At 36.6% G+C, this 24,319-nt stretch carries 26 protein-coding genes and 1 pseudogene; 12 read left to right on the top strand and 15 right to left on the bottom strand.

The features are described 5' to 3' along the window. The gene (locus tag IC619_RS15985) at positions 1-243 is read right to left on the bottom strand and encodes a hypothetical protein (RefSeq protein WP_191141079.1); all 243 of its coding nucleotides are present in this window, start codon (positions 241-243) and stop codon (positions 1-3) included. Between the two features lie 468 nt (positions 244-711). Here IC619_RS15985 and IC619_RS15980 point away from each other — a divergent pair, with 468 nt between their 5' ends. The 3 genes from IC619_RS15980 to IC619_RS15970 all read left to right on the top strand — a co-directional run bounded on the left by IC619_RS15980 (position 712) and on the right by IC619_RS15970 (position 2,917). After that, positions 712-2,127: a helix-turn-helix domain-containing protein gene (locus IC619_RS15980; RefSeq protein ID WP_191141080.1), complete on the top strand. Its 1,416-nt coding sequence runs from the start codon at positions 712-714 to the stop codon at positions 2,125-2,127. Between the two features lie 161 nt (positions 2,128-2,288). Further along, positions 2,289-2,456, top strand: coding sequence for a hypothetical protein (locus IC619_RS15975; RefSeq protein ID WP_191141081.1), 168 nt, complete (start codon positions 2,289-2,291; stop codon positions 2,454-2,456). A 263-nt stretch (positions 2,457-2,719) separates the two neighbouring features. Then, the gene (locus IC619_RS15970) at positions 2,720-2,917 is read left to right on the top strand and encodes a hypothetical protein (RefSeq protein ID WP_191141082.1); all 198 of its coding nucleotides are present in this window, start codon (positions 2,720-2,722) and stop codon (positions 2,915-2,917) included. 55 nt (positions 2,918-2,972) lie between these two features. Here the strand turns inward: IC619_RS15970 and IC619_RS15965 are convergent, their stop codons facing one another. After that, the gene (locus IC619_RS15965) at positions 2,973-4,142 is read right to left on the bottom strand and encodes an MrcB family domain-containing protein (protein WP_249669904.1); all 1,170 of its coding nucleotides are present in this window, start codon (positions 4,140-4,142) and stop codon (positions 2,973-2,975) included. 276 nt (positions 4,143-4,418) lie between these two features. Beyond that, positions 4,419-5,480 (bottom strand): type 2 isopentenyl-diphosphate Delta-isomerase, encoded by a 1,062-nt coding sequence (gene fni / locus IC619_RS15960; RefSeq protein WP_191141083.1) that lies wholly within the window; start codon positions 5,478-5,480, stop codon positions 4,419-4,421. Positions 5,481-5,651: 171 nt separating this feature from the next. On the opposite strand from fni, the gene IC619_RS15955 reads away from it, so the two are divergent. From IC619_RS15955 to IC619_RS15945, 3 genes are all read left to right on the top strand, one after another. Then, positions 5,652-6,101, top strand: a complete 450-nt coding sequence (locus IC619_RS15955; RefSeq protein WP_191141084.1) for a universal stress protein — start codon at positions 5,652-5,654, stop codon at positions 6,099-6,101. Positions 6,102-6,309: 208 nt separating this feature from the next. Next, positions 6,310-6,810: a hypothetical protein gene (locus tag IC619_RS15950; RefSeq protein WP_191141085.1), complete on the top strand. Its 501-nt coding sequence runs from the start codon at positions 6,310-6,312 to the stop codon at positions 6,808-6,810. Between the two features lie 145 nt (positions 6,811-6,955). Further along, the gene (locus IC619_RS15945) at positions 6,956-7,417 is read left to right on the top strand and encodes a GNAT family N-acetyltransferase (RefSeq protein ID WP_191141086.1); all 462 of its coding nucleotides are present in this window, start codon (positions 6,956-6,958) and stop codon (positions 7,415-7,417) included. Positions 7,418-7,447: 30 nt separating this feature from the next. Here IC619_RS15945 and IC619_RS15940 read toward each other — a convergent pair whose 3' ends face one another. From IC619_RS15940 to IC619_RS15920, 5 genes are all read right to left on the bottom strand, one after another. After that, positions 7,448-8,068, bottom strand: coding sequence for an NUDIX hydrolase (locus IC619_RS15940; protein WP_191141087.1), 621 nt, complete (start codon positions 8,066-8,068; stop codon positions 7,448-7,450). Positions 8,069-8,104: 36 nt separating this feature from the next. Further along, positions 8,105-8,353, bottom strand: coding sequence for a DUF2164 domain-containing protein (locus IC619_RS15935; protein ID WP_191141088.1), 249 nt, complete (start codon positions 8,351-8,353; stop codon positions 8,105-8,107). A gap of 186 nt (positions 8,354-8,539) precedes the next feature. Beyond that, on the bottom strand, positions 8,540-10,282 hold the full coding sequence (locus IC619_RS15930; RefSeq protein ID WP_191141089.1) for a hypothetical protein: 1,743 nt from the start codon (positions 10,280-10,282) through the stop codon (positions 8,540-8,542). 170 nt (positions 10,283-10,452) lie between these two features. Next, positions 10,453-11,022: a hypothetical protein gene (locus IC619_RS15925; RefSeq protein WP_191141090.1), complete on the bottom strand. Its 570-nt coding sequence runs from the start codon at positions 11,020-11,022 to the stop codon at positions 10,453-10,455. A gap of 505 nt (positions 11,023-11,527) precedes the next feature. Beyond that, positions 11,528-12,931 carry a Vps62-related protein gene (locus IC619_RS15920; protein ID WP_191141091.1) on the bottom strand — a complete coding sequence of 468 codons (1,404 nt, stop codon included), beginning with the start codon at positions 12,929-12,931 and terminating at the stop codon, positions 11,528-11,530. Between the two features lie 678 nt (positions 12,932-13,609). On the opposite strand from IC619_RS15920, the gene IC619_RS15915 reads away from it, so the two are divergent. Further along, positions 13,610-14,002 (top strand): hypothetical protein, encoded by a 393-nt coding sequence (locus IC619_RS15915; RefSeq protein ID WP_191141092.1) that lies wholly within the window; start codon positions 13,610-13,612, stop codon positions 14,000-14,002. Between the two features lie 1,025 nt (positions 14,003-15,027). On the opposite strand, the gene IC619_RS15910 is transcribed toward IC619_RS15915, so the two are convergent. Next, positions 15,028-15,447: a hypothetical protein gene (locus IC619_RS15910; protein ID WP_191141093.1), complete on the bottom strand. Its 420-nt coding sequence runs from the start codon at positions 15,445-15,447 to the stop codon at positions 15,028-15,030. 618 nt (positions 15,448-16,065) lie between these two features. Here IC619_RS15910 and IC619_RS15905 point away from each other — a divergent pair. Together IC619_RS15905 and IC619_RS15900 are read left to right on the top strand one after the other, a co-directional pair. Continuing rightward, positions 16,066-16,794, top strand: a complete 729-nt coding sequence (locus tag IC619_RS15905) for an AAA family ATPase (protein WP_191141106.1) — start codon at positions 16,066-16,068, stop codon at positions 16,792-16,794. 506 nt (positions 16,795-17,300) lie between these two features. Further along, entirely contained in the window at positions 17,301-17,579 is a 279-nt protein-coding gene (locus IC619_RS15900) for a hypothetical protein (RefSeq protein WP_191141094.1), read from the top strand. 403 nt (positions 17,580-17,982) lie between these two features. Here IC619_RS15900 and IC619_RS15895 read toward each other — a convergent pair whose 3' ends face one another. The 6 genes and pseudogenes from IC619_RS15895 to tnpA all read right to left on the bottom strand — a co-directional run bounded on the left by IC619_RS15895 (position 17,983) and on the right by tnpA (position 21,529). Then, positions 17,983-18,642 (bottom strand): ankyrin repeat domain-containing protein, encoded by a 660-nt coding sequence (locus IC619_RS15895; protein ID WP_191141095.1) that lies wholly within the window; start codon positions 18,640-18,642, stop codon positions 17,983-17,985. A 270-nt stretch (positions 18,643-18,912) separates the two neighbouring features. Then, a complete protein-coding gene (locus tag IC619_RS15890; protein WP_347239817.1) occupies positions 18,913-19,314 on the bottom strand; it encodes a UTRA domain-containing protein in 402 nt (133 codons plus the stop codon). 97 nt (positions 19,315-19,411) lie between these two features. After that, positions 19,412-20,071, bottom strand: a complete 660-nt coding sequence (locus tag IC619_RS15885) for an ankyrin repeat domain-containing protein (RefSeq protein ID WP_191141097.1) — start codon at positions 20,069-20,071, stop codon at positions 19,412-19,414. 264 nt (positions 20,072-20,335) lie between these two features. After that, positions 20,336-20,731 (bottom strand): zinc ribbon domain-containing protein, encoded by a 396-nt coding sequence (locus tag IC619_RS17255; protein WP_191141098.1) that lies wholly within the window; start codon positions 20,729-20,731, stop codon positions 20,336-20,338. 70 nt (positions 20,732-20,801) lie between these two features. Then, complete coding sequence (locus IC619_RS15875) at positions 20,802-21,176, bottom strand: RNA-guided endonuclease InsQ/TnpB family protein (RefSeq protein WP_213260978.1); 375 nt, start codon at positions 21,174-21,176, stop codon at positions 20,802-20,804. Then, positions 21,176-21,529, bottom strand: a pseudogene (gene tnpA, locus IC619_RS17430) (IS200/IS605 family transposase). The gene IC619_RS15875 and the pseudogene tnpA overlap by 1 nt, the downstream one beginning before the upstream one ends. Here tnpA and IC619_RS15860 point away from each other — a divergent pair. From IC619_RS15860 to IC619_RS16930, 3 genes are all read left to right on the top strand, one after another. After that, a complete protein-coding gene (locus tag IC619_RS15860; protein ID WP_191141100.1) occupies positions 21,479-22,903 on the top strand; it encodes an RHS repeat domain-containing protein in 1,425 nt (474 codons plus the stop codon). The pseudogene tnpA and the gene IC619_RS15860 sit on opposite strands and share 51 nt — an antisense overlap. Positions 22,904-23,171: 268 nt before the next feature. Beyond that, positions 23,172-23,957 (top strand): hypothetical protein, encoded by a 786-nt coding sequence (locus tag IC619_RS15855; RefSeq protein ID WP_191141101.1) that lies wholly within the window; start codon positions 23,172-23,174, stop codon positions 23,955-23,957. A gap of 163 nt (positions 23,958-24,120) precedes the next feature. Then, positions 24,121-24,319 (top strand): transposase (locus tag IC619_RS16930; RefSeq protein WP_249669863.1); only part of this gene is annotated, 199 nt, incomplete at its 3' end.

Raw genomic sequence — 24,319 nt, 5'->3', positions numbered from 1 at the left:
TTAGTCCCTCCTCGTTTCCGTTTTGATCAATTGTTTAAGTAATTGAAGGGTACCTTTTTTCGTGAATAAGCACATATGATCCATGGTTTCTACAGGATACTGACAATCGGCTAAAGTTAATCCGTGTGCTTGCAGAAATGTAGCTATTTTAGCTGGCTTCACGATTTCCTTATGTCTTTCTGATTCGTGATGATAAACCATTAATTTACGTTCATAGACATCGAACCAGACTTTAATTTCCATTAAGAGGCACTCCTTCTTCATTAAAGATCAGATCGAAGCTAGATTTCCCCACAATAATATGATAATCATCTAATTGATTATGCGTGATATCCACTAGCGAGCTCGTAACTTCTGCTCCATCCAAATATAGTGAAACTTGTCGTGCTCGTAGATTTGGCTGTTAATTAATCAAGAATACGGCATTCCCTTCATCAACGCTCCTTACATTGACCTTACTTTTGCCTGCAATTGAATCATGCGAATACTCCTCTCAAGCGCTTCATTAGATACACTTAGTGTGCCATATCATTTTTATATTTTCAAAATTTTATAATCATTATGTATTGAAATGAATATCCGAAATAATGTAAAATATATTTGATAATTAGCAAAATATAGTTGATATTAATTCAAGTGGGTCATTTTTATCACAGTAATGAACGAAATCATCCAATACACACAAATGCATTTAGGAAAGGATTGAGAGATTTGGTAACTCAAGAACGTATGCGTGTGACTACGGAGATGGGGAAGTATTTAAAAACAAGACGAAAACACCTCGGCTATACACAACTCGAAGTAGAGGAAGAAACAAATATTCCACAGTCATCGATATCTAGTATCGAAAAAGGCAGAGGCAAAAAAGTAGACAAACTTGTGCTAGAATCCTTATGTCGTTTTTTAGACATTCCGCTTGAAGCCATTGAAAACTTCCAAATCAAAGTTGAAACCGAAGATCAACTGGACCCCCGCTTACAACTTACTGCTATCGAACATGAGATGAGATTAGTCGATCTAGATCAAGGACTAGATGAGTTAAAGGAATATGAACCGCTCCTACTCGAGCATGAACAAGGGAAGGCATTAGAACCGACTTTTTACTATGTAGCAGGGAAATACCATGAAGATAAGAAAAATTACGATGAAGCCATTGAAATGTATGGAAAAGCCATCGCGTTAGAAGAGCAACAATCCCATGCTAGATTAATCACAGTCGATGAAAACAACAGCAACATTCAAGCAGCTTGTTACGTGGCATTAGCTCGTATATACAATATGAAGCACCAATTGGATCAAGCAATCGTTGAACTGGATAAAGGTATTGAGTGTTACCATCCATCTGGTGAAAAAACTTATTTATACTGCCATCTGTGGGTAACCAAAGCTATCGTATTAGCCCGATTAGGTAGAGATCAAGAGGCATTAAAAATCATTGAGGGCTTAGCTCAAAACAAAGAAGTGTTATCTCACGCTGATGCACAACTTACTGTCATTCAGGTTCAAATTGAACTTCTCAACAAAATGAAGCTTTATCAGGATGCAATTGAGTTAGGCTTACAATCTCTAGAAAATGCACACATTAATAGTTTAGCTGATCGTGCTTTTGAACTTTGGTCTGTATTAGGTGAGAGTTTTGCAAAAGAAAAGCAAATTAAAAATGCGATGTTATGTTATCGAACAGCACTAAAATTGGAAGATATGATTGAAAAGAAATTCCTCACTATTACTATGTATACACAACTTGGTATTTCTAATATCGAGCTTGGTGAAATCTCCACAGCTCGTCAAATGCTAGAAAAAGCAGTCCAAAAGGGGGTTATCTATAAAGATGAATACAGATTGGTAGAAGCACTCATAAGTTTATCACAATGTCAAATTGTTCAGAAAGAAGATATGGAAGCTTATGATAATTTAATTCGTGCATTATCTTTATCTCAAGATTATTCACTCAATTTAGATTTTGACATCCTCGTACTTTTACTTGATATTTGTAAAAGAAGCAATCACAAAGCATATCAAAAGCATTCAGATGATTTTATTAACTTAGCTGTACAAAGACAATTCTCAAGGAGGTCAGATATCATGCATCGTTTCGAGAGTGACCCACCATCCGTTCAATTCTAAATAAGCGTTTAATGTAATAGGAAGAGGGTGCTAATGCCATTAGCACTCTCTTATCTTGTATAGATATGAGCTAATGAGGTAAATATCAGAATGCTACGACAAAAAAATAAACGCCACATTTAGGCAGTGGGCTTGTTTTTAAGTAAAGGAGCGATTAAGTAATGAAAAAACAGACAAGTGTCTCTTACTTTGGTGTCTTTATTGGTGTTACTATCGGCATGCTCATTTTTTCTTATATCACTGGCAAATTTAATTGGGAGGTGGCTATCGCCATGTATGTAGGTACTTTTGTCGGATTAACTATCATGCATTATTTGCGGAAACGTTGAACGTTTTTCATATCTATAATCTAGTTCATATACCAAACGCTTAAAACAAGTGATCGATATGGATTTTCTTCGCAACTTGATCGCCATCCATATTTGAAAATGGCCAAATACATTTCAAACATTCTAAAATATCATCATATACTAACTTAAAAGTGATACAATGTACGAGAAAGAAAGAAGAGATTCTAGTGAACTCATTGTATTGATCTTGCAACACAATCAAGCTTTTTCTTAAACAATACTTATAGAGAGTGGGAAAAATCATGGATGTCGTCGTCATGATATTTGCATTTATTGGGGCATTAGTACCCCTAGTAGGACTAGGCATGCTCGTTCATTTAGTCTATCAAACAAATAAATCTGTCCACCACCTAGAGCTAAAAATAGTAGAAATGAATCGAGAGATGACAAATATTAAAAAAGAAATGATAAGTAGTAGTGCGATAGAAAAGAAAAGTTGAAAGGGTGCTCACTTAGGCACCCTTCTTCTATATCGATGATGAAATTACCAAGTCATTATTCCTCTATTCTATACATTCTTATAAGTTCATCTAGTGTAATGCTTATACCAATCTTTTCTAACCTAGACTTGCGTGCTGCATATAATTCTTTTATTAGGATTTCTTTTTCTTCATCTACACCTAGATGGATTTTACGATGACAGGTAGGACACAGACTGGTAATATTAGCAGTTTGATCGAGGTCAAATTCAAAGTCGTTTTGCCTAGCAATGGGAATAAGGTGATGCGATTCGACATAAGGTTTTTTTGTTTTTTTGGATATAAAGGTAGTATGAGAAAGATCAAATTCACATGTATATTTACTCTTTTTGATTGCATTAGCTGAAATCGAAGCCTTTCTTCCCCATCTCACTCTTCCAGATCTATCTCGTACTGGTTCGGGTCTCATTACTTTCTTATCCACATAGGTTACTTCTTCATCAGCAATTATCGCTTTTTCAGTAGAAATTTGGTAAACATCCTCATTTTGTTCATCTTCTAGAAAGCAACCCTCTTCGTTCATGAGAATATATTGGTTAAAATCTTCTATCGTTCGCCTTCCAATTATGTTATCTAACTCATTATATGTTTGTAATAAGTCAAATAAATCTCTCAATAACTCTTTATCACTCGGAAAATTTTTAAAATCATAGAAACAGCCACATATGTGGGCAGCTTCATAATCTTTCGAGCGCGATGTAACGCCTTTCAAATCAATATGATCTAAATTCATGCGCTCTGAAACTGTATTTAACTTTTCTCTAAGAATCAAACTCGTTTTTTTTATTTTCACTCTGCCTTCTTTTCTGCCATACTTATCTTCAAAATACTGCCAACCTTGATGTAAACTTAAGTATACCCCTCTACCATCTGCACAAAATAAGTAACAAATGTAATAACCAAAAGTTGCTTTTTGGGTTATATGTTGAATGTAAATGGATATCCAAGGTATTTCTGCCCATCCCCCTTGTCCAACAGAGCCTTTAATACCATATTTGTTTTGATCTAAGCCAGACTTCTGAAGCAGCAATTCTGTAAATTGATTACGTACAATATTTGCAAGCGGGTGATCTTTAAGCTTTTCTTCTTTAGCTTGATTATAATACGTCAAAATATGTTTAAACATCTTGTTTGTTATATAGTCATTATCATCATTCAATTTAATAAAATGAGTATATTGTGTCAAGTGTTATTTCTCCTGTTGTTTTAAGTTGTAGTAAAAGAATATAATTGTAATGTAATAACAATATATATGATCTATTTTCTAATATTCCGTTTTTCCCCACACAAATAGACAAGGTTATCACTGCCAGTCTGTCTTCACCTCCACTTCATCTGGCTAGTTCTAAACCAATCTGTTAATCGCATCTAGGTTGTGATGTGCGATCAAATTCATGACTCCTTTCTTTTATATATGAATAATTACATAATATCATATTTTTATGCATATCGCGTATTTCTATTATGATTGTAAGTGTCTGTTCGCCAATCCACGCCAATCGATCTGCCGTGCTTTACACCAATTTGTCAATTCACCCTGAACGACAAGGGGTACATGCTTAAATGCTGCTAGTTCTCGTATGCCAAGCATGGTCATGATGGTGTGGAGTTGCTGATGCCAGCTTTGAATATACTGGATTAAAGCGGTCATTCCTTCCGTTTGTAAAATACGTAAAAATAAACCTGCAATACCTACTGCTTGCGCACCTAGAGCTAAGCTTTTAGCTATATCTAAAGTATTCCTTATACCACCAGATGAGAGAACGGTAAGCTGATCTTGGCAGGATAGCGATTCGAGTAAAGAAATGGCAGTTGACTGTCCCCATGCTTGGAGATGGCTGTAGTCACTTTGGGTACGCCTTTTATTTTCGATTGCAATAAAATCGGTACCTCCCCCTCCACTTACATCTACGATTTGCACACCTATATCGATGAGTTGGTGATAGGTTTCTCGGCACATGCCAAATCCCGTCTCTTTTACAATTACGGGGATATTGACTCGATCGACCAGAGTAGCAATATTTTGTAGGATGCCTACAAACGAACGATCGCCTTCAGGCATAACCAGTTCTTGCGGTACGTTGAGGTGAAGCTGTAAGATATCGGCTTTTAACATATCGATCGCTTGCCCTACATCATCCCATGTTGAATCTGCACCTAAATTTGCAATCACAACGCCTTTGGGATTCACATCACGAACCACTTGAAACGTTTCCCATAGTTCGGGTTTTTGCAAGGCAGCCCGCTGTGAACCTACAGCCATTGCTATACCTGTTTCTTTAGCTACATGTGCGAGTTTACGATTGATCTCTTTTACCGATTTAGCTCCACCCGTCATGGCGTTAATGAATATGGGAGAGTGAAGAGGCACACCTGAGATAGAAGTGGAGAGGTTCGTTTCAGCTAGATTTACTTCTGGAAGTGAAAGATGAATCAAGCGAATCAAATCAAAATGAGATTGTACGCTGGTCGACTCTTCCATGGCCAAATGAATGTGATCTAACTTACGTTTTTCTCTGGACATACGATCTCCTCCATTTCTATTTTTATTAGGATTCCCCATCTCATTAAAGCCATTCCGTTTCCAACTTAGAATTCACTATAAGGATTAACTTCATTGACAATAAATGATCTGCACAATTGGACAAACATATAATACAATAGACAGCAAACAGCGTTAGAGGGGATGATCATGATGCGCAAACATATTCTGGTACCTACAGATGGATCACAAAATGCGAATCTTGCACTAAAAGAAGCGATTTTTTTTGCTAAACAACTTGATGAAAAGATTATTTTACTCCATGTTCAAATGAGTATGAGCACAATCCACACCCGCCGATTTTTTAATGAAGAAGAGATTCATGCATATGAAAACCAACTAAGTGATGAAGCTTTGGCTCCAGCATTAGATCTATTAAAAGAGACTAATGTCTCATATGAAGTTAAGAAACGTACTGGTAATCCGAAAGAAGAGATTTTAAAAGAAGCACAAGAAGGCCAAATCAGGACGATCGTTGTTGGTGCCAAAGGTACTGGAGCCATAATCGGTTCCCTCCTAGGAAGCGTAGCCCATGGATTAGTACAACATGCTCCATGTCCTGTAATGGTCGTCCCAAATCGAGCTCTACATACTGATGCGTAACCCATTTCGATTTGATCTCATATGGAGCTGCTCTTCTCACTAGAGAGGCAGCTCCATTTTTTATCCAAAGTATAAACATCTCTCCCACTACGAAAGGTAACGTCATTTATATACTGCATCGCTATTTTTATAGTTTGACACGAATAATTTGTACACCTTTCTACCACTAGGTACATAGAATATATTAGTTAGCCTCTATGAGAAAGGAGTGTTTATCATATCATTTAACACGTTATATACGCGTTCTACCCATATTTTTTCTCCTGGAGATGCAGTTCCTTTTGACTTTACGACATCAGGAACACCCGCTTCTATCCATATTGATGGAGTGGATCGTACCAAAGTGAATATCGAGACAGCAGGTTTTTATCATGTGCAGTACACCCTTTCAACCGTTACTATGTTTGATAGCCCACCACCTCCTGCTCTAGCCCCTAAAATAGATGATTTTTTCCATATGTATCGAATTGAACTAACAGATTCAACTGGCACTTATGTAATTCCCGAATCCTCCGCTGTGAATCAAGCGCTAAGAGGTCCATTGTCATTTAAATTTAGTCAACTAACCAATAGTTTCATACTCCGCGTTGTTAGAAATCATTCCTATATTCAGTTGCGAACCACTTCAGGTGGCCAAATCAGTAATGCCATTTCTTTCAATTTTACTAATCCTGTAAGCGCTGCTGTATTGACACTTTCAAAAGTATGACCGATTAATGGTACTGTTAACACGCTATCCTACCCATCTGAAATTTGTTGTGTAAAAAATAATATAAAAATGATGTATACATTAAGATTTGCTATACTAAGAATAATCATTATTATTAGCATAGCCAGCATATGGTGGGTTGTATATGATACTTAGGAGAGCTTATACCGATGAAGCCGTGTTATTAAGCGATTTGGCATTAGAATCCAAAGCTTATTGGAATTATGATGAAAATTTCATAGAAGCATGCAAGGAATCTTTAACCATCACTTCTTCCTATATCAAAAAATATCAGGTATACGTATGCTTAGTTGATGAGGAAATCATTGGCTTTTTCGCTTTTATCCATGAAGAAGAAAATAGGCTTGATTTTCTTTATATTCGACCGAACGATATTGGTAAAGGTTACGGTAAACGCATATGGAAGGCCATTGTCCAAACAGCTAAAACGCTTCATATGGAGTCTTTTACGATTCCAAGTGATCCAAACGCTCAAGGCTACTACGAAAAGATGGGAGCCACTCAGATTGGAACCATCCCCTCAGAGGTTTTTGAGAAACGATCACTGCCCCTACTCAAATTTGAAGTGACATCGGGTAAAGACTGAAAAGTCTTTACCCGATGTCACTTCAACCTACTAAATATATGTATGAATTAATTTTGCAACGCGCTCATAGTACAAACGTTCATGTGGGACAAATTTATTTTTGCCTATCTTCTCACTTATGATCTCTTTTTTCCCATCCGAATTGATGCTGAATCCTTCTACTCTTACTTCCTCCTTTAACCCCAACCATAGCTGGTGAAAATCTTCAAACTTGATTTTGACAAGTCCAGATACTTCTTCTGGTTGTAACTTGAATTCATCAATGGTATTTTTACATCGATATAAAAAGACATGAGCAATTTCCCTATCAATAAAGCTTTCCTGCACCACACAATATTTTATTATGCCGAGTGAGATCAGCTCATCCATAGATACCTTAAGCCCAAGTTCTTCTTCCAATTCACGTACTCCATCTGCTATGGTCTCATCGACTAGAAGATGGCCAGCTGCTGTAATATCGAGGAGATTGGGATAATCTTTTTTCTTCTCACTACGTATCTGAAGATAGATATAATCGATTCCCTCTGATTTACATATCAACCAACAATGAAAGGTTTCGTGCCAATATCCAATGCGATGCGCTTCTGCACGGGTCGTTTCCCCAATTAACTTCCATTGTTCATCAAATATCTTAATCCGTTCACTTTCCATCCTGTAACCCTCTCAATTCTATATTTTTCATTATGGTCATTTTCGTTCAAATTGAATTGGTTTTTCCAAAACATAGAGCTCGTCTTCAATGGATAGCATACGTTCTCCAATTAATTTACGAGCCTCTGCAATCGCTTCATTATGAATATGAGGACCTATTTCAGCAAATAAAAACTGAAGGATTCCATCTGCTGCAATATTACCAAATTCCACATCATGCTCTTCTAAAAAATAGGATTGGATATTTCGGATGATTATTTCACGCTCTTCTTTTTTCATTTTCATATCTACACTCCCTTATTCTTTTATTTTATATCAGCTATGTCGATTTGCGACAGGTCATGTTTAACGTTCTCCAACGATAACTCGAAAAATCATGGTTGTAGAAAAAAACTTTGTTACTAAGTCGAATTAAAGCGGTCTATTCATTCACGAATTTGCAAATGAATAGACCGCTTACTTCACTTCTGTTTACCACGTTAAACTAATATCCGTTCCATCAAATTTCACATCAGAATCATATACATACTTCAGTGTTCCCTTCCAAAAAGAGCCATGCCATTCCCAATCAGCATCATATTGGACTTCACTTAATACTTTTTGTTTGAATTGGTTAAAACTGCCGTATTTCTCTTTTGTCCCCACAATTGTTACCCAAGTTTGTTCATTCCAGTCACAAGTAACTTTCTCTGCATCACCATTACCACAAGGATATCGAACAGCTACATAACCATCATCTTCTTTACCAAATTTCCAGTTTCCATTTCTTATTTCTTCATCGAAACCGTTAGGCCAATATAGCGATACGTTAGAACCACCAGCATGATACGCTTCGATTTCTGGATAAGGATTGTACTGGATAACCGCAACATTATTCATTTGTTTAATTTTGGGCAAGTGATCATTTTGCATCACACTACTACCTCCACCATCTCCTGACTTTGTCCACACTGATTTCGTTCCAGTTGTGGCGATCCAAGGATTTTGTTGGTAGCCCTGTCTACCAGGCCAGTAATCTTGTAGCGAATGCAACATAACACCACCATCTTTATACATAGCAAAATTAGCTTGAGATAAAACCGAACTTCTACTAAATACCGCACCAGCTTTAGCTGCCGCTGGAGCTGCTGATTCAGATAGCCCCAAAAATCGATCAAATGCTTTTAGAGATTCATAGCCTTGTAATTTATAGCGACTGGCAAACCAAGCCGTATCTGCTGCTACATCCGGATGGAAATAAGCTCCCTGTGTCCAATAGAAAGGGACACGTTCTGCTCGTGGAAAATCTTTATAAATGGTATTCATTGCTTCTCCTAATGAATGTCCATTGGAGTATGTCATATTAATCGGCTTTCCAAAGTATCGAAAAACATCATCGCTTATTTCCAAATCAGATGTGGCCAACATTACCCCAATCGGGCTTGGAGTTCTAGCCTTATCATTTCCAATGCCTGTAACCAGATAAATAATACGATTAATATTTGCGTTTAACCCATTTGAACGATAGCCATCATTTGTTCTACCCGAGGCTGCAAAAAATGCACCTTCATCATTGGTAACGAATAACACATCTTGCAATAGCCGTTGTGCCGCACCAGATGCAAGCTGACGAATTTCTTCATCCTCGGTAAAATCAACGAGGTTTAAGAGAGCTGATAAGGTGTACGGATAATAATTAGGGGAGTAAAATTCATAAAAACCATACTGATTTTTAACTTCCAAGTACTTCTTTAAACGCTTATATGTACGCTCATCTTCATATAAACCATATTTTTCTTGCAGAAGATATTGAGACGACGTATACATTAACATATGATTCTCAGAAGAGAAAACGTGATCGCCCGTACCCCCTTCTCTAAACCAAAAATGATATCCCTCTAATGCTTCAACTAACTCGTCCTTAATTTCAGGACGAAACATCAGCACTCGAATCAGTTTTGTTAGTGTAAAATCAGAATTTTTTTGTCCACCATTGCGTAACACATTCAAAAAATCCTGTAATGATTTTTGATTAAGCTCTTCTCCCGCATAAGCTTGTAATACAAGTGCATCATTCGATTCATCCCATACGCCTTGTTCAATATACGCTGTTTTTCTTTTTTGATAAGCACTTTCATCGAAATAAACAGATGGGCTTGCATAAGATACGTTTAAAGGTAAGAATATTGAGATTAGTAAGCATATACATATCATACGAATAACCAAATTTCTCAATTCTACATCTCCTTTATGTTTAAGTGGTTCACTTGCTCATTTGAACATTTTTAAATAAGCAACCACAAAAACTCCCCATGTGTGGTAGCTGTATCCATCCCAGATTCTTTCAAATACGCCTTTCGTATCAGTATAGCAATATGGATAAGATAAAGGCAGGTGATCGGTTACTAATCTAAAACGCTTTTTACATGAATACGACTTGCTTCTACAGTCATAGGAGCAAGAACATAATTATGTCGATCGCCACTACCAATTGATATACCAAATATGATAGAGACCATCTCTTTCCCACTGCTATCAAATTTTGAATCATAAATAAATATATTTGCCTCATCACTGAAACCAAAATCCGATACTGTTCCTAAAATCGTATGACCCACATAGCTATCAAATGCACCTCCGGCTGATATACCATCACTTACAAAGCCTGTAGCATGAGAACTAGTTATAACAATGCGACTTGCTTCAACAGTTAAAGGAACCAAAATATCAGTATAATCTCCGCTATTTTGACCCTTTATCGAAAGTCCATAAATTAAAGAAACCATTTCTTTCCCTTTTTCATCAAGTGTTACATCATTTACAAACATACCGGTCTCATCGCTAAACCCAAAATCCGATATGGTTCCGACGATTATATCACCAACATGCTGAGAAAAACTTTCTTCCGCCAAAACATGAGATTGAGGAAAAACAGAAACCATAACGAATGCCACAATTAACAAAAACTTTTTCAATATTTTCAAATCCTTTCAAACCAAGAATAAACTTTCAAGTGTAATTATACTATATTTTTTATAAAATTGACATTTTTTTGTTATTCATAATGATTTAAATTCATTTAAAAACAGAGAAAGCCAATGTAGTTAGGTGAATTTATGCTTCGTAGACGAAGACAAACTAACTATTTAAGAAAAATCGTTTTAATTTTGTAATCTTATATGCTAATCATGAAAAGGCTGTACTTTATTATGTTTCAATATGCTGTCTATCTGATTATGGGAATTATCTAATAGTATGTCTTTATTTAATGAATCAGTCTTATAATAAAGAGAGGATCGCACGATATTTCCCCTTAATTTCTTATCAAAACAAAATAGACAACCTGAGTCCAAATCCGTACAGAACCCAAGCTATCTAAATGTGTTTCACGCCATATAACGCTTTAAATGGTACTCTTAATGAGTGGGTTAAAGATTTGATTCACCATGAACACCTTAGACAAGTTAAATACGCAGTGAATTATTCATGAATGGTAAAGATAAATTTCTCCCAAGATCCAATTTTTGAGCGATCTGCATGCGCATCACCATCATTTTCTCCCACTACATATTTGCCATGAATCGTTTTGAGTGAAATTTGATCGCCAGAAGCCAAGCAGCTGCTTTTATCCGTGTGATTAATCAATTGGAATTTTTCCCAACTCTTTGGCTGTGAAGCTCTCGCATCTAAACTTCCTTTATCTGTGGCACGTAGATAGTAGCCTGATCCTGTTTCAATGTTGACATAGTCTCCATTCTTGATACAGCTCGTATCTTCTGCAGGTGTTGCACGCTTTAAATTAAACCTTTCCCAGACTCCTACCTGATTCCGATTGGCATTTACATTTTTACCGCCATCGCTTTCAGCTACTAGATATTTTTGAGAAGCCGAACGAAATGAGACATTATACAATGCTGTGGTTGGTGGTCCAAATGTGCCTGTCCAATTTGAACCAGCGTCTGGTCCATGTGGGCCACCACTATTTACACACAAACCTGTAAAGTTGCATCCATCTTCAGAATTGCCCCACTTACGTATTCCACCAGCTAAAGCATCAGACGGATTTTTTCCGGCTTCAGTCCACGTATTGTCATTACTTAACCAAGCCGGCCAGGGCTTTCCAGATAGTCCTTCTTGCAAATCAAAATCATAAGCTTCTACTGAATTCCAGGTATCCCATGCTGTACCAGCGCTTGTCACATCTTGCAATGTGTCTACAACAAGATTCAGATAGGTATGATTACCGGGATCTTTCCATGATCCATGCGATCCACGTGCTGAGTAAATGACAATATTGTCTCCATCAACACGTTGAAAATCAGACCAATTATATTTTTTATTCCACGAATGATAATTGAGCTTAACTTGTGTGGCTTTCCCATTCACTACACGGATTTCAATACCTTCCCAATCACCCACGTGATGTCCGAAACCCATGTTTTTAGGTGTGATTCCTGATGGAAGAAATTTAAGTAAATTTTCAATATTTGCGGGAAGTTTCCCTCGATTGTAGGGGTACCACACCATATATTTTAAATCAATCGTGTGAGGACCAGCTTCACGCCACCCCACATAAATATTAGCTGAACTTAGATCACCATAGAAGAAGTCAAGCACATCACCAGGGTTTTTTAGCGATTGTTTAGACCGAAGTGAATACTCGTTACTACCTTCTGGTTTATAGCGCTCCATATAAGGTGCGGACCATTCTACAGATGAAGGGAAATACCGTTCATTTTTGTCGAACCAAATCCGCGGTGCATATTTTTTGATGAGTTCAAGTTTTTCTTCTGAAGTATACGTATGATCGGAACCAAAAGCATCACTGGGGATAAAAACGCTTAGTACAAGAAAAGACAAGAGACACAACATTAACTTCTTCATGGAAATTACCTCTTTTCATTTTAAAGGTAGACAAACTTATCTAGGGTATGTCTGATGAATCAAATCTTTAACCCCTTCATTAAGGAAACCATTAAAAGAGTGATTTAAGTTAATAGATGCAACAATCAATAAGATAGATTTACATTTTATAAAAACAGATGAAAGTCAATCCATTAACTTAAATAGCATTTAGTACGTTTAGTAAATTAAGCATTTCTCACTCTATTATGAACCATCAGTGTATTTTTTTCTACTGTTTTTATTTACTATAAAATAAAAATTGTTCATTATCATTGAACATGTTATTTTCTTGGTTATACAGCATTTAGACAATCCTGATGTGAAATTGAGCTAGGAATATCGGACCAGAATGAGGAGAAAAAGACTATTATTGATGAAAATTAAGTTGAAAATTATGTAGAAGAATCATATAATGTGAATGAATAGCCATTCAATTCATATTAATTAAACTGATTAAAAAATCTAATTTATTTGATAAGGGGGATTTTTCTATGAACTTACTTTATCAAGCAACTTGTAAACAGGTCTTTTAAAAGTTGTTTGATGCCAGAAAAGTCATCAATCGTCAATTTAGTCTAATTATCCAATGAAATACACTTCCAATTTATTCGGTTTATAAGAACTGAACACCAATAATAATGAATAGGAGTGATCGTAGTGATAAGACGGCACGCACTCGCTCTGTTATTTTTTTCTTTCATCTGGCTATTTAACTTCCCAATGTCAGCTTTGGCTGAAGATTCTAGAATGAATTTATCAGGGAATTGGACCTCTGAAAATGGTCTGATTTATGAAATTAGCCATGCAGGCGTTTATATTAATTGGACAAGATATGATTCAACTGGAGCCGTTAAAGATCATTTTGTTGGCAGGGTTAGTCGTTCTGAATGTGGTATGAATATTTATGGAGAGGTAACGGATGGTTCAGGTGAATTAAAACGAGTTTTTCTCAATATTTATAATTTATGCGAAGATGATACGCATAATAAATTTGCACTAAAATCATCAGACGAAAACATCATCCCTAGTGGTATTTTTTACTTGAATTAATATAAGAGGACAATGGATTTAGGGACGAGGGGAAATCAACTGATTTTCCCTCAAACAGGGGACTAACAAAAATACTTCAAAAAGCGCTTAAAAAATTTAGAATTTTCTAATGTGAAAACCCCTATTTTTTGACATTATATATGGGCATATTTTAAGTCAAGGAACCCATGGAAATATGACTGCTATTGATACAAAGGATCATAGGGGAGTGGCTCGGATACAGATTGGTCTTCCAACTACACCGATGTTCATCACCTAGGATGGACAGTATGCCTATATCTGTCATTTTTTAAGCGATTGTCTCCGTGATTGAGACGAAGACGAGTCAGATTATCACAACAGTAGGAGTCACTTTACGTCCAATCGCGCTAGTCATTACACCTTAAGAGTACTCTCCTGTTTAGGTGTAAAAGTGATCTATTGATGTTGATGATTTTGTAATCTAAATCGTAATATAAGTATGATCTAGGACATTGCTCTAAAATCGTTTTGATCACCGCCATATATATCAATCATCTGTTTACTCATATAAACTTGTACCTCGTGTAAGGGGGGTATTCTTTCTCTACCACACTTAAGGCCAATTTAAATTTAGGTCGCTCAATTGAACTACTTGTCATCCTAATAACTTTGTGAAATGAATAATGTATAAATAACTAACGGGACAAACCGTTATGCTCTGATCTACTTTTGTATAATAGCGACGTATGGCAGCACCACCCTCCCATAAATCCCCTTTCCGTAGACTAGGACTAATTGTAATTGTATTAAATCCATCTCCAATTGGTGTTTTCCTGGCACTATTATTATATTAGGATACATAACCTGATATCAATGCAAATGCATTTCCCTGTATCCTGATCTTCGCAACCCCAGCATGATCTTTTGTATCGATCACGGAAACTTCTAAGGGGTTAAATTCATTCCTTAGTATCGTTTATCAAAACAACGTTGTTTGATATCACTTGCGTTTCTATTCTTGTATTTAATTTATATCCAAGTCTATCCCCTAGACAGCTACATACTTAAAGTCCCGAAATGGTAGTCGAACTATAAAATGAATTTTTTGCTGTTACATAAACTAATTTTTTTCTAAATAGCTGCGTCACAACTGGAGAAAAAGCTTGAAACACACCTCTAGCTATATTCTCTAAACTCGGAGAATAGTTAACTCTAAAAATCGGTAAGCGCAGGTTAGGAGGCGGCTTAACTCCCTTTTCAATCAAAGTATGATCATTCCAAAAATCACCTATAGTCCGATTAAATACAGCTCTAACTTCATATGCACCAACAGTAAATTCAGGAACATCAGATGGAGGATCGGTATCTAGCGTTTCCAATATTCCTAAAACAACCGATGAAAGATGACCGATTGCTTGTGGCTGAAAATTAGTAACAAACCGATCCGTGTTTAAATCAATCGTCACATTTAATATATCTGCCAAAATCATACCGCTCCTTTCAGAAATTAAATGAATATTAACCAATTTATACAAAACCAATGAAGAATGTCACGAATAAACTCAAAAAATAGTCTCCTCCCCTGTATGAAAGTGGACCAGATAGGAGTGAGTCGTCAAAACGCAGATTTTATCCACTATCGAAAAAAGAGTATTTAATCCCACAAAAAAATATCTGAGGCTAATTCGTGTTATGTAAGCAAAGAGATTTTGAACTAAGAGAAGAACCGTTAGGATTTCCATGAACCGCGACACAGGCTCCCATACAGTATGCAGCTGAAAATAGGTGCTGGTCGAACAGCATGATATGATTAAAAACAGGATATCCTATCCATCACTATCCAAGAGCTTATAAACAGGACTTCTTATTTTCCACTTTAATCCGTATATTTACATCCAATCAGTCCCATGTATTTTTAAAACGAGATATTCATCCATATATGCTAAGGTATAATTAGAGTGAGGACTGGTTTCTGCTAGAGTTGATCTAGTTTCACTGTTGCTGGCTTGACGAAACATCGTGATATACAGGTTACATGTAGGTTTACAATACATGATCATAGGGAGGAGATTTGGATAATACAAAAAGGAAGTAGTACTTCGATCTTTTTAAAAAGCATTCATTCAAGATATCCAGATCAATCAAAAAAATCCAGAGATTATCCCTTTTCTATCCCGACCATCTATTCATTTGAAGATCTAGAAATCCACTCACCCGTTACGTTTTTTGTAGGAGAGAATGGGTCAGGAAAATCTACATTACTCGAAGCAATTGCAGATCAATGTAGATTTAATACCGCTGGCGGATCCCAAAACCATCAATTTGACTTACAAAAGTCTGAATCAGCGCTAGGCCCCTATATTAAACTTTCTTGGATGCCAAAAATCAATCAAGGTTTCTTTTTAAGGGCTGAATCATTTTACCATTATGCCACTTATATTGATCAATTAAGAGCGGACGATCCTTCTTTCCAGCCTTACGACTTTTCCCTTCATGAACGCTCACATGGAGAATCCTTCCTTGCACTCTCTGAGAAGGAATTCTACAAAAAAGGAGTTTATCTCTTAGATGAACCTGAAGCTGCGTTATCGCCTTCACGCCAACTTGCTTTCATAAAAATACTCCATCATGCAATCACTCATTTTCAGGCGCAGTTTATTATTGCTACACATTCGCCCATACTACTTGGCTTCCCAGAAGCTCAAATTATTAATTTTGATACTGTCCCCATAAGTCCTGTACGCTATGAAGACACAAATCATTACGCAATTACTAAATACTTTCTTTCAAATAAGAGTCAAATGTTAACCGAACTCTTGAAAGATGAGTAAATAAGGTGCGAATTCCATTTGTATTTTTTGATCTTGCAGACTCCACGTATGACTTGGTAGATATTCATCACCTTGCAACGTATTAACTTATGCTATGGTATTGAATTCTGTGGTGTCAACTGACTCCCAATCATTGTTTTACACTATATTTGAAATACAAGACAACAGCAAGGAATGTAGAGGAGACATCAATGAAGAGATTGCTACGTATATTAATTATTTTTACTTATTTGTTACTAATAACTCATATAGGGAAATATGTGTTAGGATTTTTTTATATGGACTTTCTTCCATTTCTATTCGAGTTTTTATTGTTTTTTACATATCCCTTCTTTTTCTTAATAATCATGTCTTTATTTTGTATCTTGATCATTAAGAAAAAGGAGTTCTATTCATATTTGATTCATCTCTTACTTGTGAATATGGTGTTCATCATTATATTTTACACTCAGTTGCTTAGTCCACTTGCTTTTAAAATTGATTTCTATTTAAAGCTGGAGGAACGTTTGAAAGTAGTCGAAATGATTCAAAGTGAGAATATAAAGTTGATGAAAGATAGTGATCGATATAGTTTACCTGAAGCTCATAGATGGATAGCCGACGATGGATTGGTTTTAAAATCCGGGAAAGATATTATTTTTATCCATGATGCCGGATGGGGTGACAACTATTCCATCATTATTTATTCACCGAACAATTCCAAACCAACACTAGATGCTTCTTATGGTGACATAGTACATATTAATAAAATTGATACAAATTGGTTCTTTATATCCTTTACTTAGTGAACCCGTCTCAGCCAAGACTGAAACATCGGGGAATCAAGTGGAGACTCTACTCCACCTGATTAAAGCCCCACTTATAGAAGTGGAGATCTGAACAAACAAGAGCCTTCTTCAGACATTCAGAAAGTGTAAAAAGACTAGGAATCACGATAAATAAACCCAGTTTCTAGTCTTTCTCTTCTCTCAAAACGATTTATTTACACATTTTCAAGACCATTACCAGACTTTAAATGTGGATTGAATCACCATTAAAAAAAGACAAGATCATCTCTTGTCCTTGTGTGGTGTTGGAGAAGCGCATTGAACCTGCGACCCCTTCATACGAGTGAAGTCCTCTACTGTGTGTCATGACGGGGGATATTCACTCATTTATACATTCAATTACATCGTTACCTACTCACTACTAGCTTCTACTATTTTCATATTGCTCCAAAAGATCAATAACTTTGTCCTGTCTCTTTCTCTTCGCATAAGCAAGCGCAGTTAAACCTTTATCATTGGTAAGTGTGGAGTCAGCATTCAAGCCAATTAGTAGCTTGACAACTTCAACATGTCCTTTTCCAGATGCCATTATTAATGCGGTATTGCCCCACGGGTCTTGAACATCTTTATCTATATTAAAATCAAGTAATAACTTCATCTCTTCCAGGTCAGCTGACAAAGCAGCTCCTATAAATACACTTCTTCCATCTATATTTACGTCCACACCACTATCAATTAATAATTTAGCTATTTTAATGTGACGACCCCAAACCGCGTACATAAGTACACCATCAATTTCCACACCATGGCCGATTAATAACTTCACTATTTCAATATGACCTGGTTCAATCGCATTCACAAGTGGTGACAAGTTGTATTCATCTAAGAGATGAACATCAGCACCATTCTCTAATAAGAATTGCACCATTTCGGTATGACCAAGCCTACACGCAATAATGAGGGCCGTCTCCTCATCTTGATCTTGAATATTTATATTTAAACCTCGCTTTATACATTGTTTTACTTCGTCCAATTGATTTGATATTACTGCCTGAAAAAATTTTTCCTTTGTTCCTTCCATGTTGTCATACTCCTTTCATTCTTCTATAAAACGTCTTGACTTTAGATGTCATTAACTATCATTAAAAAAGAGGTCAGACGATAACTGTTTGGACATCTTTTAAAAGAAACAAACACTACTTTTTCATAACAATTGTTAATAATGATTTGACCTATCGTTTCAGCATCCTAGTGTGCAATTTGGTCTTTTTCAGCATGCCTGATGATCACCAGGCATGCTGAAAAAGTGCCGAAAATGAAAGAGAACTCCAATTTGGACTCCTCTTCCTTATCACTTAGGTTTTTTCGCATTTTTCATTGCATAATCATAGTTAAACTCATGCACCTCAGCATTACATTTGATTTTGCTATATTCAAAAAGAATTTCCTCGTCCTGATTTTCAAACTTACCCCATATCATGCGTTCGATCTCAATAACCGGTTTGTAGATCAATAAATTCATCTGCTTGGCTTCTTCTAAGGTTGCAGCAGTACGACAATTTAAGCTCTCTAAAGCGCGTACAGGGTAAAACTCCTTTTGTGCTAGGTGATCAAATAGAGAGATTTGTTCTTCATCTCTACCAATTAAATCTTGTGCTAACGATGATAGTAAATAGGTCGTCACAATACGATAAGGAACTCCATCTACAATCTGCATTCTGGAACGGCGCACTACTTTTTCTGTATCGGAGATATGTAACTTCTATCCTATATGATCGGCCACAATTTCCTTTGTCTGATCAGGATATTCACTCACTTATACATTCATTTATATCGTTACCTACTCACTACTAGCTTCTACTATTTTCATATTGCTCCAAAAGCTCAATAACTTTGTCCTGTCTCTTTCTCTTCGCATAAGCAAGCGCAGTTAAACCTTTATCATTGGTAAGTGTGGAGTCAGCATTCAAGCCAATTAATAGCTTGACAACTTCAACATGTCCTTTTCCAGATGCCATTATTAATGCGGTATTACCCCACGGGTCTTGAATATCTTTATCTATACCAAGATCAAGTAATAACTTCATTTCTTCCAAATTGCCTGCCCATGATGCACCTATAAAGGCATCTGTTCCATCTATATTTACGTCCACACCACTTTCAATTAAAAATTTAGCTATTTTAATGTGATGACCCTTAACCGCATACCTAAGCACACCGTCAATTTCCGCACCATGGCCGATTAATAACTTCACTATTTCAACATGACCTGGTTCAATCGCATTCACAAGTGGTGACAAGTCGTATTCATCTAAGAGATGAACATCAGCACCATTTTCTAATAAAAATTGCACCATTTCGGTATGACCAAGCCTACAGGCAATTATGAGGGCCGTCTCCTCATCTTGATTTTGAATATTTATATTTAAACCTAGCTTTATACACTGTTTTACTTCGTCCAATTGATTTGATATTACTGCTTGAAAAATTTTTTCCTTTTTTCCTTCCATATTGCTGTTTCAACTCCTAAAATTATTGTAATCAGTTGAATTGATCAAGTTATGGTAAACGTAATGGTCCTCGTACGGAAAATGCACTCCTCATTTTACCACTGGAACTAATAATAACTCTAACCCATTTTAGTGGTCTACCAGTATCATCTTTACCAATAGGATTTGTGAACTACATCGCCATTGAAGTGGCGAGCTTCTCGTTTCATTGAATCGACCAACGTCGCACTCTCCGCGAAGGCACGTTCCCTGCCTGAGATCGGTTTAGGCTACTGCTTTTTTGAGGATGTTTTTTGCTACATTGATGTCCCTGTCTTCTGTATAGCCACAAGAACAGCTATGAACGCGATTTTTTAGTCCCTTCTTTACAATTAGACCGCTTTCCGAGCAAGCTTGTGACGTATTGTATGGATCCACTTGTATCACTTGCTTACCAGCATACGCTGCTTTGTAAGTCGTGAATTGAACAAGCTGATTCCATCCAGCGTCAACATGGGCGATGTATTCATGCAATTTGGCTAGTAATAAAACTACTTTTCTGCGACGATTTGATCTTTTTTCGTCTGGATACGATCCGTTGGAGTCGTTTGAGCTTACGCTCAGACTTTCTAAGGTACTTAGGGTGTTCGAAGAACGCACCAATAGCCAAATGTTTGACACCCAGATCTACACCGATTTGTTTCCCTGTTACATGCGCTACAGGTTCAACTTCACAAGAGAAACAAGCATATTATTTACCATTAAGCGTGAACCCACTTTGTGAGTATGTAAAGCTATCATAACGATTCTTGCCTTGAAATCGTGGATATCCGGGCCTTTCACCTGCTTTGATCCTACGGAAAAATGCTTTAAATGCCTTATCGAGACGATGGAGAACATCTTGAAGAACTTGTGCGTATACGCCTGTGAATGCAATAAAATGGCTCTTTAGTTGTGTTAATTCTTTCTTTTGCGTGTAGAAAGTTAACGTCATTCTACGCTTTTCATAAGCAAACTTCCGTTGTTCTAGTGCTGTATTATACAGCCAGCGACACAAATTCAAGGCGGTTTCAATTTGATAAGCTTGTGCCTGATTCGGTTCTAGTTTGAATTTGTATGAATTCATCATTTGATTTCACCCTTTTTTTTCTGATTTTGGGTGTACTTACGGATCGTTTCCTCAGAAATGGAGCCATTGGTTTCAATATAGAAGCTACGATTCCAAAGATGACCGTCCCACAACTTATCTTTTAGTCGTGGAAACTTAAGAAACAACTTTCTAGCAGAGATTCCTTTCAGCATTTTCACGATGTGGGATGAGCAGAGGCGAAGACGTGGACATGATCCTGTTCACCCCCTTCAGCCATTACGATTTGCGATCTCTTGAAAAAGGTCTTTCAAGTATGATTCAATTTCTCGATCGCGTACATGCCTACGATATTTGACAGACCAAACAATGTGATCGTTGACATTGTACACGCAAGTTCTAGTGTGCTTTACATTATTTTTACTCCTATATATCGTGTAACAAATACAGGTATTAATCAGCCATATATAAAGGATAATTACAACACATATAGTAAGAGATACAGGCGGGAAATTGTTGCTCTAAGCACCCCCAAAAAGCAGGGAGTACGGAGCAACACTCACTTTCATCTACTCCATTTCAATGGGGAGGATTCTCGTTCGCAAACCCTAAAAACGGTAGCTGGATATGGGAGTAGTACGGCCTACGCTTATGATAAGAATGGCAATGTTACAGTACGTAAATATACTACGGGAAACACATCCCTTAGTCATGGTTATGAATACGATGCTCAAAATCAATTAACAAGTATTACAGCAGATGGCGTGAAGCAAGCTTGGTTTACCTATGACGAAACCGACCAGATTGCCAGCCGTAAAACGGGAGATAGTACCTCTACCGTTAATCAGTACAATGGTGCAGGAGATCCTGTATCGCAATTGATCATAGATAAAAATGGGAATTTATTGGATCAATTTAAGTACACCTACGATACTAAAGGAAACATCACACAAGTCGTATCCAAAGCAGGAACAACATCGTACGTGTATGACGAATTAGAGCAACTAACCAAAGAACAACGTCCCGATGGCACCACTTATGCCTATACCTTTGACACTGTTGGTAATCGCTTAACCCGAACAGAAACCAAAGGTGGGATAAGCTCGACCACAACCTATACGTACGATGCAGAAAACCGCTTGCTTGCAGTTAAGGATCAAGATGGCAAAGAAATTGCTTCTTACACCTACCGTGCAGATGGGATGCGTAAGACCAAAACCACAGCTTCGGGAACCATTACGTTCCATTACGACGAAAACAAAAACGTCACCCATGAAACCGGTGCGAAGAACCAAGTGTTAGCCAGTTATACCTTTAACAGCATCCAACCCGTCAGCATGACACTTAATGAACAAGCCTACGCTTATCAGTTAAATGTTCGTGGTGATGTGGTAGCACTTACAAACGCCAGTGGTAGTATCGTAGCTACTTATGACTATGATACCTATGGGAACCTAGTAAGTGAGACAGGATATGTAGAGAATCCTTATAATTATGCACGGTATCGTTATGATAAGGAAACTGAATTATACTTTCTGCAAAGCAGATATTATAATCCAAAATACGGGAGATTTTTGACAAGAGATACATTCCTAGGATTCGAAAAAGAGCCATTGAGTTTGAATAAATATAGCTACACGCATAACAAACCAGTTATGAATATTGATCCTGACGGTCATATATCGTGGAGATTCTTCTACTATTTGTATAAAGGGTACAGACAAGTAAGAGATGGATTAGCAGATATATTGTGGGGATTATACTGATTTAACAAATGGCTATATAGAATTATGAGGGGAATATCTTGGTCGATTCGGGTATCCATGTGGAGTGCTAGCCCTTTTACCTTAGTAATATTAGCCAGTAAAGCTATTATTATTGGTTATTATTGCGTATAGAATTTGGCACGTTAAGAGTGGCATATTAAGTATTCGAGATGGTATTAGAAGTTGGAGAAGAGCATTTAGATACTGGTAAATCATATCGGGAGATTGTATTTCAATATATTCTCCCGATTATCTTATCTTTTGAAGGGTGATTAATATAGAAGCTTCATTTATTGTATTTGTGGTCATAACGATTATTGTTATAGCTGTAATATCCTTAGGAGCTCTCATATGGGCAGATAAAACGAAAAGTGCCTTTGTAAAACTAGCAATTCTGGGCCCTTTTTATATCGGACTACTATATAGGAGTATAGAAGGCATAGCCAATAACTTCGATAAAGGAAACCTGTTCATAGCCTACATTTTGATATTCGGTGTTATTGTGTTTTCAACGACTTTTCTTTTTACTATTTTTTTCCATATGGGTAAGCTGCCTGCATTCATTAAAAAATTTGGTTCTGAAAAGATGTATGAAGCATTTAAAGATGAGTTTAAAGATGAGCTATTTAGTCAAGTGCAATATAATAGTGATAAAAATACTTCCACACTACGCTTGAAAAAAACTAACTGGCTTAATATGTTTATGGGGATTGATAAGGAAGATAATCAATTAATGTCATCTTTTAATTCTAATATTGCATATCGACTGGGTTCAAACTCAAAAATATGCCAATTAGAATTTAGCGGGGAACCAAGCGAAAGATTAAAAAATCTAGATGGACAAGATCACGTCTTTAGAAATGGAATTTATAATAATGATCCTTGTTACCAGCTTTTAGTTTCTGAAAGTCCTATCATGAACAGTTATAAACTCCAAGCGCACAACGTAGTGATACTTTTTGAAGACGAGGAATATCAATATCTCTTAGGAGTAATAGTTAGAGATATTGATCATTATGATAAATCATACATGATAGGAGATAAAAATTTGTAGATCATCGTCCAATATAATCCAATTTATCATACCCATCATACAGTGATTTATTTTTCTGACCTTCGTCCACATTTGAGTACACCTGAATCGGCTACAGTAAGTTAGACAGAAAAAATAAGGTCAGGTAAACTTGTTTCAACAGGTGAAACGAGGAGAATGAGCTATGTCCAGAAAGGCAAGACGTACTTTTACAGCTGAGTTTAAAGAACAAATGGTGCAACTATATCAAAATGGCAAGCCAAGAAAAGATATTATTAAGGAGTATGAACTAACCCCCTCTTCTTTGGATAAGTGGATTCGTCAGAGCCAAAATAGCGGATCCTTTCGAGAAAAGGACAATCGAACCAATGAAGAAAATGAAC

The sequence above is a fragment of the Polycladospora coralii genome (genome assembly GCF_014773435.2).
Taxonomy (GTDB): Bacteria; Bacillota; Bacilli; order Thermoactinomycetales; family Thermoactinomycetaceae; genus Polycladospora; species Polycladospora coralii.
The sequence above is the reverse complement of the archived record's forward strand: the minus strand, read 5'-3'. Positions and strand labels throughout refer to the sequence as shown.